The following is a 13458-nucleotide window of genomic DNA, read 5'->3' as shown; positions in this document are numbered from 1 at the left end:
TTTTTACATGGTTGTTAAAACCCACTGCGCGAGGTCCCCGTTAATCCATTTGTGGGGGCCCCCCAGGGGGGGGACCCCTCATCTTTGGAGTGGATCTATTCCATTTGTGCCAACCGCAGCGTGAAGTCGTCAGTTCCAGTGCTCGGAACGTCGACCGTTACTTCCTCGGCTGCTCGCGTATCGCCGACGAGCAGGTTCTCACCCATCGGCATCAGCCCTGAGATGCGGGCTGTCGATAGCTCAACGACGTCCGGAACGAGGTACGCCTCGACGTACAGATCCGGCCGTTTGTCGCCGCCTGACAACGCGAGGTGGGTGCCCTCGGTCGCGAAGTTCTCAGCCGGCGCGCACGAGGAGCCGCTAATTCCGGCTTCCGCGAAGGTTACGATGATGCACACGTTGCCTGAGTTGTCTCGAGCTGTCCAGTAGGCGCCTGACGCATTCTCTCCGAGTTTCACGAGTTTGGATGTATCCAGGCCGCTTTGGCCGACGTTGACCTCGTCGATCATGGAAAGCAATTCGGTGGCACCTGGACTGCTTGCACTGTTGTCCAGAATTTTGAGCGCCGCATCGTCGGCGTGAGCGCTCAAGGTGCCGAAGAAGGCTACCGAAGCGGCAACTCCTACTACTGCGACACCACCGAGAATTCTTTTTCGAACAACTGATCCTGTCGTGCTGCGCATTTTGATTCCTTCGCTGCTTGATGTCGCTGTCTGTGGAGTGATGAAGTAGCTCATACGAACCTCTCGCAATATCCGTAGGGTTGGCCGATGCTAGGGCCGCTGTATGTCCACTTGCATTGGACTCGAGTGTTCGCCGCCGCGAGAACTTCGAGCTTGGTATAGGCGTTGGTGCCTCCGGAAATTTCCGCGAGCACGCCCGAGCCTTGGAGTAGGCGAAGCTGCTGCGAGCCCTGGGCGACCACGATGTGAACGCTTCCACCACTGTGGGTGCCTTGGGTACCAAGATAGGTGCCATTGGCCGTGAACCTGAGGTGGTCTACGAACATGATGGCTGTGTAGGCGGAGGCCGAGCCAACACCAGCGCCAAGCACCAGACCAAATGCCACGACCGTCGCGAGAAGCGATCCCTTTAGCCGCCTTTTCATCATGCGAATCTCCAGCAGTTAACCTGGTGGCTTTCGCCCGAGGGGAATGAGTAGGTCCAAAGGCACTGGACCTGCGAGTTCGCCCAAGGGCCGCCGGTGACCGACACGAAGGAACCGGCTGCGCCCTGTCCGCTTATCACCACACCCGATCCCTGCAGTATGCGTACTTTCATGGCGAGACCTGGCCAGGAGGTCGAACTCCCGCCAGTCTGACCTTTCGCACCGTAATGGGTACCTGGTACGGAAAGTACGGGGTCACCCTGCGCTTTCGTGACGCCGTTTGCGAACTGAATTTGCGAGTATGCGTTCGCAGCCGTCGCCCCGATTCCGAGGCCGGCGACGATAAGCGCGCCGACAGTTAGGGAGCTGATCGTCAGGCGGCTTAGTGAAGTTCTCCGGCGACGTTGATGATTCGTTTTCTGCGCTTGCATCATCGCTCACCTTCCGTGGTACCGAGTTGCCCGAAGGCAGGACCATTGGTTTGCATTCGTTACCTCACTTTTCCGCGGCAGCCTGCGGCGGCGCCGTCTGTGGCTCAGTTTGAGCAGTGCTCAGGAGCTCGGCAAGTCAGTGCATGAGGGGACCCGAAGTGTCCCCCATACGCGAGGATTATTTGTGAAACACTAATGGCACTCTGCCCTCGACACCGTCTCAGCTGTCGCGTCGTTCGGACTCCCCGATCCGCAGCACACGCGTAGCGTCGCTATAGAAACGAGCAGTGACGCTCTGCAATCCTCATCGACGACGTCATCAACTCCATCTGACTCTGGGTCCGCACACCGCGGACCTACGATTGAGTCATGATCTCCACCCGATCGACACCTCGGACAGGGTTGCCAACTGTCTTTATCGGCTCGTCGACGGAGGGGCAGCGACCTGATTAGAAAACCAGCGCTACCTGGCGTAGTGAGGGTTACTGCCGCGGGCGGGGCAGTCCGCGATCGGAAACCGTACCGCCCCGCTTGCGGTCGTGGCTGACAGGTCTGACGAGCGGTCGTATCTCTGGCGCCCCGCGCTGACCCTGGCGAGGCAGCTACTGGCCCTGGCGCTTCAGCAGCTCGGGGAAGGTGAGGAAGCGGAGGAGGTTCAGCCACGCAAGGTCGGGCAGCCTGGCCGGAATGTATCCGGTGTGAGCGGCCAGGAGCGCCCGTTCTCGTGCTCCGGGAGTCTTGTCATACCCGTGCTGGCTGTCGCGGATGATTTTCAGCCACTCCCCGGCCGCCGTGGCCAGCGGAGCTTCTGTTTCGACTCCGCGCCCGTCCGGGCGGACTAAACCGGTTTTCGTCAAGCGGGGTGACGGGATGAACCCGTCCTGCACGTGTTCGAGCGCGTCCACCGCTGCGCGAGCGCGAGGCAGGAGGACAGTTTGCACGTTGGTCGGCATGGCGTCGGCGAGCTCATCGAGCAGCTTCCGATTCGCGGACAGGCTGGTGAGTGCCCGAAGGTCGAGGTTACGGCGAAGCCCGTGCAACGAGTCGAGGACGTGGAACATCGCGAGGCGACGCGCGTGCGAGTCGTCGACGGTGGCGACGACTTGGCAGCTCCGGCAGATCTGTTCGAAATTGACGATGCGTTCCAGGGCTGACGGAGCGTTGTAGCGACCGTCGACCTGGTAGTTCGACGGCTCGGTGAGGTGGGAGAAAACGAGGTTCAGTCGGCTGGTCCACCAGTTGATCGTTTCGCGAAACGCGCTGGGCGCGAATTCACCGTCTGCCAGTTCGCCCCCTGTCAGCCCCTTCCGCTCGGAGAGGGAAATGAGGTCAGCGGAAACGCCTCGTCGTCCGGCAATCGGGCGTCCGAAGCTGAGGATCAGCACACCGCCTGCTCTCGGCGCGGTGACCCCCCACACGTGCGGGGCGAGGCTGGTGACTAGCGGCTCGAGGTATGCGTCGAGCCCAAAACCGGCTTCCTGAACGAGTTCGCGTGACGACCCGAATGCATCGGCCTGTTCGGTAGGGCGCTCATGGTGAAGGAGAGCCCGAGGCATTCCGTAGCGGTTGCCGAATACGGCGCTCGTCTGCAGAAGATGCAGGGACGCGTTGGGCACCCCTTGGTCGACAAGCCACTCCCCCATGACGGTCGCGGCGATGGCAGGCAGGTCCGCGGCCTTCGGTGCGCCGGCTACCAAGGCGCGGAAGCTCGTCATCATCGCCGTGAGGTCCCCGGGATAATTGTCAGAAATGTATTCGTGCAACCGGCGGGTGACGCTCCAGTCCCGTCTTCCGTACATTTCGTCGTACCTGGCGAGCACGAGCAGACGCCCGTACGCGTTCTCATCCGACGGGGCAACCGAAGTTCCGACCCGAATGGCTTTGAGCAATTCCGGTTTTTCTCCGACCGTGCTTTCCGCGTTCCGCGCGTTCCACGAACCCGGTCCGCCGCGCAGGTCCCAGCCGGCGAAGTTCGCGGCGGCATCCGGTCGACCTCCGAAGCTCCACGCCGGGATGTCGATCGCGGTGCCGTCGCGCTTGAGGTGGGCGAGGTCGTCCGCCGAGTGATAGTCCGCCAATTTACCGAGCCTTCCGTGATCCCAGTGCGCCCGACGTTGCGCCATCACGTCCTGCGGGTTGAATGGTTTTCACGGGCCCACGCCCGTGGCACCGCGTCAGGGTTTTGCGAGCCTCCCCGGCCACAAGGGGACGTCGAGTCCCAGTTCCAACTTCGCGATGGTCGCGAAGTCGGGCCAGATCCGGCCTGCGAGGATGCTGCCCAGCGTATTGTGCGCGACGCCCGTGACATGGCTGATTGATCGCAGGCTCCTGTCACCAATAGCGGCTGCGAGGTTGAGAGAGAACTTGCGGGCGAGCTCGCCGACAGCGTCGGGCGAGGGCGTCTCCGGCCACGGACCGGGCGTGAGCTCGAACGGCCGCTCCCGCTTCGTCATGCCGCCCATGAGGACAGCGTAAACCGGCGGGTACCGGCTACACGCCTCCACCACACAAGCTAGCACAAGTTGGTAATTACAATGCCCATAAATGTGTATGACTTATATTTATGACCTCTTCCCCCGATTGCCCGCCCATATCCAAGTACGCGCCCGTCATACCGTCGGCGTATTGGGCACCCATTGAACCGTTCGTCACCGCAGCCGTGGAGGCTGCTGCGCCGCACGTCAGCTATACGGAGAAGCAGCTCTACGCCGTCACCGTCAGGCTGGCGCTCTGGGCGTGGCAGACCGCGTCGCTCCCTCTTGAGGTCGACGAGATCTTCGCCGCTCCGGTAATCGACAGGTTCGTCGCCGTCGGGCTCCCCCAATACACGATGGCCGGCCGCAACACGATGCGTTCGAGGTTGCATCGGATGTCCGACGTCCTGCTCGGGCCCGACCGGGACCCCGACCGCGCCCGGCCCATGGGTAAGTCAGACCCGTCCGCCCCCTACGGCGAACCAGAAATCTCAGCTCTGCTCAGCTGGGCGGCAGTTCAGCCGAGGGGCGAGCGTCAGAGTAGCGCGGCGGCGCTCCTATCTCTCGGCCTCGGCGCCGGGCTGACCAACCGAGAGATCACCGAACTCCGGCTCGGAGACATCAGCGCCGACGCCGACGGGGTCGTCGTCACCGTGCGCGGCAACCGCGCCCGGCGCGTGCCGGTGCTGCGCGAATGGGAGTCAGCGCTGGTCCAACGGCTTGCCGGCAGGAACTCCGATGGCTGGGCGTTCTGCGAGGGCCAAGAAGGCGTGAACCGTAACCTCGTGTCCAACTTCGTGGCGCGTTCTTACGGCGACTTCGGCCCGACGACGCGCAGGATGCACGCGACGTGGATCGTCACGCACCTGGAGATGGGTACGCCTATGGCGCCGTTGCTCCGGGCGGCGGGGTTGAAGGACCCCGAGCCTCTCGGGCGCTTCTTGCGCTTCGTGCGCGATGTGGACGACGCCGATGCGAGGGAGTTGCTGAGGGGATGACGGGACCGTTACTCATACCGATCGACGCTGCGACGGCCGCGCACGACGGGGCCGGAATCTAGTCGAAGACAGACAGTTCCAGATCGACGACGATCTGCGTGATCGGGATCCCGGTAACCGAACAGAACTTTCGGAGGTCGGCGAGTTCCACCCCGTGTTCCTCACTCTCGTACTCGTAGACGGTCGCCGGTCCCCCATACCGCTCGTCGTCGACGTTGCTGTCGAGCAGCTTTGCCTCCGTGAGTTCTCGAATCATGTCTAGTAGCTCCGTCGGGTTTATCTCCGTAGCACGTTGGACCTCTGTCAGGTCGACTCTGAGGTACGACCTCAACGAGTGACCCGAGCCCTCCCTGCCGACGATGACGGCAAGAAGTTGACGGCTCGGACGCGTCACGCGTTTGAGTCGTTGGGCCCAGGCGTTGATGGCGTCGATGCCTTCCTGTTCGATGCCGTCGTAGCCGAGAATGGCCGTCCATGTTTTCGCGGTGACCACGGTTCCCGGTTCGTTGACGAGCGTCTCGTCACGAATCGTCGCGATCATCTTCTCGACCCCGGTGATGAATCGCTTCTCGTGCTGCGCCTTCATCTTGCGCATCTTGTCGACGGTCCAGGTCTCGACGTTGTCGGTCTTCGTGTGATGCGGGTAGCAGAGGAGGACGAGGTTCTCGATGCTGCGTCTTGCTTCGTCGTCGGACGCGTCGTTGTAGCGCTCGCCGCGCTTTTCGGCTGCTTCGATATGGCAGATCTGCCCGATGTAGTCACCGTCGCTGTTGATGATCCGTTCATTGCACCCGTCGAACGCGCACTCGTTTCCGGAGATGAGGTAGAGGGCGCGAACCGTGTCCGTCTTCGGCGCTTTGCGTGTCATGAACACATTCTCGCCCGCGCGAGACGTGGCGCGCACCCGTCGTCGCCCGCGACGTCAGCCGGTCGCGGGCGCCGACGGCCCGTTCGGATTCCGCGACCAGAAGAGCGTCACCCTCAGATTGCGCTCCGCATTCGCCACGTCTTCCAACCGCATGATCGCGGTGCCGTTGAGGATGGTGTTGAGGCGCTTGTAGTTGAGGCCGAACTCTTCCGCGTACGCCGTGATCGTGTAGTGCCCGCGTATCTTCGCGGTCTGGCGGATGACGAGCGCTAGTTCGTGTTGCCTGCGGGCGGCGCCGCGTTGGTCGAGCTCGTGCTGTTCGCGTTTTTCCGCATCGGGTGCCGACTCGTTCGCTGGCGGCGTCTTGGACTTCGTGCGCGGGCGGTCCAACCATTCGATGGTCTCGCTGGAGCCGAAATGTTTCGGGTTCGCGGCCCAATCGCGGGGCTTGAAGCGAGGATTTGAAGGCATATCGCCCAAAGTTTATCTGCGGATGACGGCCAAAAGCCGACAGCGCCGCGCGTAAGTCAGCTTTTGGCCTACAAAACTGGTCGCATCTGAATTGAGTATGACCGACACCACCCCCACCCCGCCCAAAATGCCCGCCGACCGCCTCACCGACACAAGCGCACTCATCTCAACGTACGCACCCGCGATGGCGACCCCTCACTGGGTCGATGTCGACGACTTCACCCGCGACTGCATCGCCGAGATGGCAGCGCCCCGGAACCGGGGCGAGGCCGCCACCTACCTGCTCGTCGTCTCGCACCTCGTCAACTGGGCGACGGGCACGGCGTCGCTGGCCCTCGACGTCCATGAGATCTTCCACCCGGACACGATCTCGGACTTCATGCCGACCGTGCGGCACACCCTCGGCGACTTCATGTACAACCGCGCGCTGAACGCACTCACGCAGATGGGCGACACCCTCGTCCACACGAACCAGACCCAGACACCGCCGCCCGGCTACGGGATGTCACACGGTCCGATGTTCGACGAGACCGACTTCCAGGGCCTCGCCGACTGGGCCGACAGCCTCTCGGGCCCGGGTCGCCGACGCGACGCCGACGCGATGCTCGCGTTCTGCGGCGGCGCTGGGCTCACCGATGTCGAGCTGTTCCACGCCCGCGCCCAGGACATCGTCTTCCGCGACGACGGTGTGTTCATCTTCGTCCCCGGAGAGTTCCCCCGGTCCGTTCCGGTCCACTTCTTCTGGGAGGACGGCGTACGCGCGCGGTTCTCTGGCACCGCGCCCCGCGCCCACCTCATCCTCCCCGGCGTCCCGCGCTCACGTCGTCGCCCCACCGGGGTGACTCCTGGCTTCCGGTCGGCGGCGGCCGACCCGGCTCAGCTGTCGACGCGGCTGCGCGCGACGTGGCTGGAGCGCACCGCGGCCCTGCTCGAGCCCGTCGCCGCCGGCCACTTCTCCGGGTTCCGCGTCGACGGCGGCCCCGCCTCGGCGCGCGAGCTCGTGAAGACCATCGACTTCACGGCGTCGGCTGCGATCCTGCGCGGAGCGGGTGAGGGCTGGTGAGCGCGGAAACGGGCGGCACCGACGCGCGATCCCTGGAACCGAACCACCGGCTGACCGCGGAAGGAACCCCCTTGGGCGCGCGGACCGGCGGTTATTACAATGACCAGCTATCCGAGGGAGAGGTGGCGGCGTTGATCGCGAACTACAAGCCCCACCTGCCTACGACTCAGTGGCTGAAGATCGCGGACTTCGTCCGAGCGTGCGTGACCGACGTGAAGGTCGTCGGCACGGGCGACCATGTCCGCGACCACATGAAGATAACGTCGCGCCTCACGCTCTGGGCCACTGCAACCGCGTCGCTGGAACTCGACCGCAAGGAGATCTTCGACCCGTCGACGATCTCCCGATTCGTGCAGCTCGTGCGCGACGCCAGCCCTCAGAACCCGCACAAGCGGACGCTCTCGCTCCTCATCGCCATGAGCGAATCGCTCATCGGCACCAAGCGGACGGAGTTCCGCCCCCGGGTCTACGGTCGGACACCGGCGGATCTCTACTCTTCATCGGACCTGGGCTGGATTCTAGGCTGGGCCGCAGGTCAGGGCGCTGTCCAAAGGAAGCGGGCCGCCGACGCGCTCATCGGCTTCTGCCTCGGCGCCGGAGCCCGGAACACCGAAATGGCGGCAGCGCGGGTGCGCGACGTCATCGTCGACACCTCGGGTGTTTCCGTTAGCATCGGCGGTCCGTTCGCTCGCACCGTTCCCGTACACGCGTTCCTGGCCGACTACGCGCGCGCAGCGGTTCGCGGTGTCGACGGAGACGACTACTTGATTCTCCCCGGCATCGCGAACAGGTCCATGCTCGACCTCGTCCACTACGCACGGCGCAACGGTGCCGAAGCGCCGATGCCCCGTCGGCTTCGCGGCATGTGGCTCGTGCGCACGCTCGACCTGCTCCCTCCGCGCTCCGCTGCCCACTTCGGCGGCATGGCGCCCTTGGGTTCCGCTGCGCCGTACATGGAATACCTCGCGGCCATCGACGTCGAGGCGTCGACCACGATCCTGCGCGGAAGCGAGGACCGCTGGTGAGGGCCGACTACTTCGTGAACCCGGGCGACGACGACGCCTTCGACGACGACGGCCCTGAGGAACTAGAAGAGTTCGACGACTACCTGCGCAACGAACACCCTGCGGAAGTCCAAGAGTCGGAGATCAAAGCGGCAGGAGGCAAGACCAGCAAATTCTCGCTCGCCGACGTAAAACTCGCATCCCACCGGATCGATCTCGCGGGAGTGCTGCCCAAGATCGCCGAGTGGAGAAAGGAAGACGCCGTTTACAGAGGCGGACGGCCGCGCGTCCTCGACGACCGCGCCATCCTCATCGCCTGCATGCTGCTCCGCGCCGACGAGTCGCCCATGCACATCACCGGAATGGCCAACATCTTCCGCTGCCGACTCGACGACGACGCCCGCACCTGGCTCGGCCTCGACCACGTCAAAGACACCGGAGTCCTCGAACAGGACCAAATCAGATGGCTGAACCGCACCTGGAGAAGCTTCCACAACGTCCTCGACACCATGGACGCGTGGCCGGGCCCACGAAAACTGCTCAACCGAGAAGAGCGCATCGAACTGCTCAGCATGCGCGAACGCAACGACGCCCGCCGCAAGCAAGAGCGTATCGACTGGTTCAGCAACGCCATGCTGGAAATGACGTTCCGGATGCAGCCGCGAGACGTCCGCCGCGCGTGGGGCGGAGCTCTCTCCGTCGACCAGACCGCGATCAGTGCGCAGAGCCAACGCGGGCGGTCCAAGAACGTCGCAGGCACCCGCGACGAGGAAATCAGATACAACGCCGACGGTACCGAAAAGCACAAATTAGTCCTCGAACCCGACGCCGACTACTACCTGAGAAAGCTCGGGAAAGTCGACGGCGGCCAGCCCGAGTACTTCTGGGCCTACACGGTGGACATCGTGATCCAGGCCGCGGCCAAGGCCGGCGTGAAGGCGAAGCACCCGCTGCTCGCCATGTCCGTCGGCGTCAGCCGACCCAACCAGGACATCGGCGGCAACACGGTCAAGGCCATGAAGTCCATCCAGGGACGCGGCCACCGCATCCAAAGGCTCACCGCCGACCTCGGCTACGCCGGCAACCTCGGGGCCGAGAACTACAACGTCCCGTTGAAGGAGATCGGCGTACCCATCGTCACCGACTACAAGATCACCCAGAAGGGCGTCCAAGGCGGTAAAGCCGGATCGCTACAAGTAGAGGGCGGCCATTACTGCCCGGGAACACCAATGGGTCTGCTCGACGCATCGCTCGACTTCGCCGAGGGCGAGATCGACAAAGCGACGTGGACCGAGAAGATGATCGAACGGAAGAAGTACAGCCTCCGCGCCAAGGAACGACCTGACAAGCACGGTCATCGTCCGATGATGTGCCCGGCCGTAGGGCCAGGCGCCACCGTCGAATGCGCGCTACGCGACGTCCACAACCCTCCGTCCGCGACTTCAAAACCGAAACCCGCGATCATGAAATCCAGGATCCCGAAGGCGCCGGACAAGATCTGCACCCAGTCCTCGGTCAGCTTCGGCCCCCACGACGGCGTCGAGCACGAACAGCTCCTCGACTACGGCACCCCCGAATGGCAAGAGACGTACAAGCACGACCGCAACACCATCGAGAGCTTCAACGACTTTTTGAAATCCGGCCCCGAGACGCTCGACAAGCCGCAGGACCGGAAGGTCCGTGGCCGTGCCGCACAGCAGTTCATCGTCACGTTCCTGCTCACGTCCGCCAACATCCGTAAGATCGCGAAGTTCCTCGCCGACGAACGTCGTATCGTGCCCGCCGTGAAGCGTAAGCGTCGCCGCGACACCCTCGGCCTCAGCGACTACGTCCGACCCGACCGCTTGAAGAAGACGGCGGCGGGGCAGAAAAGGGCGAAGGCGCGTGCCGCCGCGCGAGAGCCGGAACCGCCGATGCGAACGTAGGCGGTTCGGTCGTCAATATTGCGGGAACAGAGGAAGGGACGTTTTCGTGCGCCCGAAAGTGGAAATCGTTCGGGCGAAGGCCTGATCTGCAGGTCTGACTTGTTACGCGAAGCCAGCATTGGTCAGGGAAATGGAAAAGCCACCGGAGATCCGGTGGCTTTTTCATTTGGGGCTCTAGATACGCGAATACTTTTGACAAGATTCGCGAGGAGCCCAAATGCGGAGACGGAGGGATTTGAACCCTCGGTACCCGTTAGGGTACTCCACCTTAGCAGGGTGGTGCACTAGGCCGAACTATGCGACGTCTCCCTAGTTGTTCGTCAGTAATCATAACCAATTGCGGCGCCCGGTTTGTACGCGGACGCAGAATGGCAGACGCGTCCAGCCCGAAGCGGGGCGGATTACTTTCCCGAGAACGACTTCGAGCAGGTGTAGTCCGCAGCCGTCTGCCCCGTGATGTCGAGGGTCTCCACGGGAGCGGCCGGCGCGGTGGCGGCAGCCGAAGGGTCGGCGGTCGCGGCCGGGTCGGGCGTCGCCGGATCGGCCACGGGCGCGTTGGGGTCGAGGGTCGATCCCTTGTCGTCGCCGACCGCGGCGAGGGCGAACGGCGTATCCGACTCGATCAGGTCGAACAGCTCCTGGGCCTTCGCCTTCACGGGCGCGACCTTGCCCGAGTAGACGCCGTCGGCTCCGGTGGTGCCCGGGTACTGCACGAACGTCACCGACTCCAGCGGGATGTCCTTGAGGGCGAGCGCGATCGACGCGAGAGTGTCGAGGTTCGAGAAGCCCTGCGACAGCGTCATGTTCGCCGTCGCGGCCTTGGCCAGGTTGTAGATCTTCAGCGGGTCGCCGAGCGTCTCGCCGCTTTTGAGCGTGCGCACGAGCGACGACAGGTAGACCTGCTGAGAGCTGATGCGGGTCAGGTCGCTTCCGTCGCCCACGCCGTGGCGGGTGCGCAGGAACGCGAGCGCGTCCGCGCCGCTCAGCGTGTAGGTGCCGGCCTCGGGAAGGTTGAGTCCGGTGTAGCGGTCCTTGATCGGCGCGTCCACGCAGACGTCGACACCGCCGACGGCGTCGGACATCTGGATGACGCCGTTGAAGGTGATGAGGCCCGCGAACTGGATGTCGAGCCCGGTGAGCGCCTCGACGGTCAGCACGGTGCAGGGAAGCCCGCCGTAGTAGAGCGTCTCGTTGATCGGACGGGCCGACATCGCCGAATTCGTTCCGGTGCCGTCGGCCTGCGGGCACGACGGGATGGGCACGACGAGGTCGCGGGGGAAGCTCACGGCGACCGCGTTGGTCTGGTCTTCGGAGACGTGCAGCAGCATGGTCACGTCGTTGAGGTTCGCGTCGCCACGTCCGTCGCATCCGGAATCGTCTTCGCACTTGTCGCTACCGACGATGAGAATGTTGAATCCGCCGTCGAACGCACCGATGCTCGGGGGCGGGCCCTCGGTTTCGCCGACGAGCGAGACGGTGGTGATGGAGTCTTTGATCTGGGAGAAGACGAGAGCGCCGACGGATGCTCCGCTGACGAGAACGACGACGAGGGCGGCCCCCACGAACTTCAGTATGGTCGGCCACGGGCCCGACTTCTTGAGTCGGCCGTGACGGGCGATCCCGGCCGTGGTAGCCGATCTGTTCGATCGAGGACGAAGGTCACTCATCTCAGATCCCTTCGGTAATGGAACGGGTGTGAAGACATAGACGCGGAGGGCGTGGGATTCGAACCCACGAATGCTTTCACATCACCAGTTTTCAAGACTGGCTCCATCGGCCGCTCGGACAGCCCTCCAGGAGAAACCAAGTCCCGAGTGTAACCGACCCTGAACCTTCAACCCTGAATATAAGCCTGTGGCGCGGTGAACCGGGTCACAGGGTTTCGAGAACCCGGGCGACTCCGGCGTTCAGATCGGTCTCGGTGGTCTCGTTCGCCACCGCGACGACCTCGGCGGGCGCCTGCCCCATCGCGACGCCGCGACCCTCGGCTGCCGCCCACTCGAGCATCTCGATGTCGTTGCGTCCGTCGCCGACGGCCATCACGCGCGAGCGCGGGATGCCGAGCAGACCGCGCACCCGCTCCAGCGCGGTCGACTTGTTGACGCCGTCGGGCGCGATGTCGAGCCAGGCCGTCCAGCCCACGTTGTAGCTCACCTTGTGCAGGCCCATTCGCTCGACGACCGACAGGAAGTCTTCGATGTCGTGCTCGGGCGAGATCACCACGACACGGGTGGCCTCGTGGGTGAGCAGCTCGTCGAACTCGACCTTCACGCTCGAGGCTCCCAGCGCGCCGTCGGGGAAGAAGCCGGTGAATCGGTACAGGCCCGTTTCGTCTTCCACCGCGTAGTGCGCGGCGGCGAGGTTCGACTTGATCGTGGTCAGCACCTCGCCGGGGTTGAACGTCTCGACGAAGTGGCGGGAGTAGCCGGTTGGCGCGTCGGCGTCGCGCTTCAGGGTGATCGCGCCGTTCGAGCAGACCAGGTAGTCGGGCGTGATGCCGAGCCGGTCGAGCACCGGCAGGGTCATGGCGACCGAGCGGCCCGTCGCGAGCATCACCTCGTGGCCGAGGGCGCTCGTGCGTGTGACCTGCTCGAGCACCTCGTCGCCGAGCGTGCCGTCTTCGTGCAGCACCGTGCCGTCGATGTCGAGCGCGACGAGCCAGCGGTCCGCAGTCGTGTCGCGGTCGGGCATCGCCTGATCGTTCGTCACTTGGCGACCGGCTCGAAGATCTCGAGACCGCCGAGGTAGGGGCGCAGGGCCTCGGGAACCACCACGGAGCCGTCGGCCTTCTGGTGCGTCTCGAGGATCGCGACCAGCCAGCGGGTGGTGGCGAGTGTTCCGTTGAGGGTGGAGACGGGCGTCGTCTTGCCGGTCTCGCCGCGGTACCGGATGTCGAGGCGACGCGCCTGGTAGGTGGTGCAGTTGCTCGTCGAGGTGAGCTCGCGATAGGTGCCCTGCGTGGGAACCCAGGCCTCGATGTCGAACTTGCGGGCGGCGCTCGAGCCGAGGTCGCCGGCGGCGACGTCGATCACACGGTAGCTGAGTCCGCACGCCTGCAGCATCGACTCCTGGAATCCGACGAGCTTGTCGTGCTCGGCCTCGGCGAGGTCGGGGTG

12 protein-coding genes and 2 tRNA genes are annotated in these 13458 nt (G+C 64.2%); 4 read left to right on the top strand and 10 right to left on the bottom strand.

The features are described 5' to 3' along the window. Window positions 1–95: 95 nt before the first annotated feature. The 3 genes from ACLQ6X_RS15125 to ACLQ6X_RS15115 form a co-directional block, all read right to left on the bottom strand. A complete protein-coding gene (locus tag ACLQ6X_RS15125) occupies window positions 96–737 on the bottom strand; it encodes a hypothetical protein (protein WP_411700984.1) in 642 nt (213 codons plus the stop codon). A 1404-nt stretch (window positions 738–2141) separates the two neighbouring features. Beyond that, window positions 2142–3617, bottom strand: coding sequence for a hypothetical protein (locus tag ACLQ6X_RS15120; protein WP_411700983.1), 1476 nt, complete (start codon window positions 3615–3617; stop codon window positions 2142–2144). 96 nt (window positions 3618–3713) lie between these two features. Further along, window positions 3714–4001, bottom strand: coding sequence for a hypothetical protein (locus tag ACLQ6X_RS15115; protein ID WP_411700982.1), 288 nt, complete (start codon window positions 3999–4001; stop codon window positions 3714–3716). Window positions 4002–4102: 101 nt separating this feature from the next. Here ACLQ6X_RS15115 and ACLQ6X_RS15110 point away from each other — a divergent pair, with 101 nt between their 5' ends. Beyond that, window positions 4103–5011, top strand: a complete 909-nt coding sequence (locus tag ACLQ6X_RS15110) for a hypothetical protein (RefSeq protein WP_411700981.1) — start codon at window positions 4103–4105, stop codon at window positions 5009–5011. Between the two features lie 58 nt (window positions 5012–5069). On the opposite strand, the gene ACLQ6X_RS15105 is transcribed toward ACLQ6X_RS15110, so the two are convergent. Both ACLQ6X_RS15105 and ACLQ6X_RS15100 read right to left on the bottom strand, forming a co-directional pair. After that, window positions 5070–5885 (bottom strand): hypothetical protein, encoded by an 816-nt coding sequence (locus ACLQ6X_RS15105; RefSeq protein WP_411700980.1) that lies wholly within the window; start codon window positions 5883–5885, stop codon window positions 5070–5072. A gap of 48 nt (window positions 5886–5933) precedes the next feature. After that, window positions 5934–6350: a hypothetical protein gene (locus ACLQ6X_RS15100; RefSeq protein ID WP_411700979.1), complete on the bottom strand. Its 417-nt coding sequence runs from the start codon at window positions 6348–6350 to the stop codon at window positions 5934–5936. 97 nt (window positions 6351–6447) lie between these two features. Here ACLQ6X_RS15100 and ACLQ6X_RS15095 point away from each other — a divergent pair, with 97 nt between their 5' ends. The 3 genes from ACLQ6X_RS15095 to ACLQ6X_RS15085 are packed head-to-tail and all read left to right on the top strand — an operon-like array spanning window position 6448 to window position 10342. Continuing rightward, window positions 6448–7413 carry a hypothetical protein gene (locus ACLQ6X_RS15095; protein WP_411700978.1) on the top strand — a complete coding sequence of 322 codons (966 nt, stop codon included), beginning with the start codon at window positions 6448–6450 and terminating at the stop codon, window positions 7411–7413. Beyond that, window positions 7410–8438 carry a hypothetical protein gene (locus ACLQ6X_RS15090; protein WP_411700977.1) on the top strand — a complete coding sequence of 343 codons (1029 nt, stop codon included), beginning with the start codon at window positions 7410–7412 and terminating at the stop codon, window positions 8436–8438. The genes ACLQ6X_RS15095 and ACLQ6X_RS15090 overlap by 4 nt, the downstream gene beginning before the upstream one ends. After that, window positions 8435–10342: a hypothetical protein gene (locus tag ACLQ6X_RS15085; RefSeq protein WP_411700976.1), complete on the top strand. Its 1908-nt coding sequence runs from the start codon at window positions 8435–8437 to the stop codon at window positions 10340–10342. Before ACLQ6X_RS15090 ends, ACLQ6X_RS15085 begins: the two co-directional genes overlap by 4 nt. 220 nt (window positions 10343–10562) lie before the next feature. Here ACLQ6X_RS15085 and ACLQ6X_RS15080 read toward each other — a convergent pair. From ACLQ6X_RS15080 to ACLQ6X_RS15060, 5 genes are all read right to left on the bottom strand, one after another. Further along, window positions 10563–10651, bottom strand: a tRNA-Ser gene (locus ACLQ6X_RS15080). Between the two features lie 92 nt (window positions 10652–10743). Further along, window positions 10744–11904: an LCP family protein gene (locus tag ACLQ6X_RS15075; protein WP_411700975.1), complete on the bottom strand. Its 1161-nt coding sequence runs from the start codon at window positions 11902–11904 to the stop codon at window positions 10744–10746. Window positions 11905–12052: 148 nt separating this feature from the next. Beyond that, window positions 12053–12137: transfer RNA gene (locus ACLQ6X_RS15070), tRNA-Ser, on the bottom strand. Between the two features lie 77 nt (window positions 12138–12214). Beyond that, window positions 12215–13033: an HAD family hydrolase gene (locus ACLQ6X_RS15065; protein WP_411700974.1), complete on the bottom strand. Its 819-nt coding sequence runs from the start codon at window positions 13031–13033 to the stop codon at window positions 12215–12217. Between the two features lie 14 nt (window positions 13034–13047). Then, window positions 13048–13458, bottom strand: a 411-nt coding sequence (locus ACLQ6X_RS15060; protein WP_411700973.1) for an aminoacyl--tRNA ligase-related protein, incomplete at its 5' end; no start/stop codon positions are given.

Origin of the sequence: Conyzicola sp. (assembly GCF_046714715.1) — a bacterium.
GTDB lineage: Bacteria > Actinomycetota > Actinomycetes > Actinomycetales > Microbacteriaceae > Conyzicola.
Note: the sequence above shows the minus strand (reverse complement) of the source record. Positions and strands in the feature narration are given on the sequence as shown.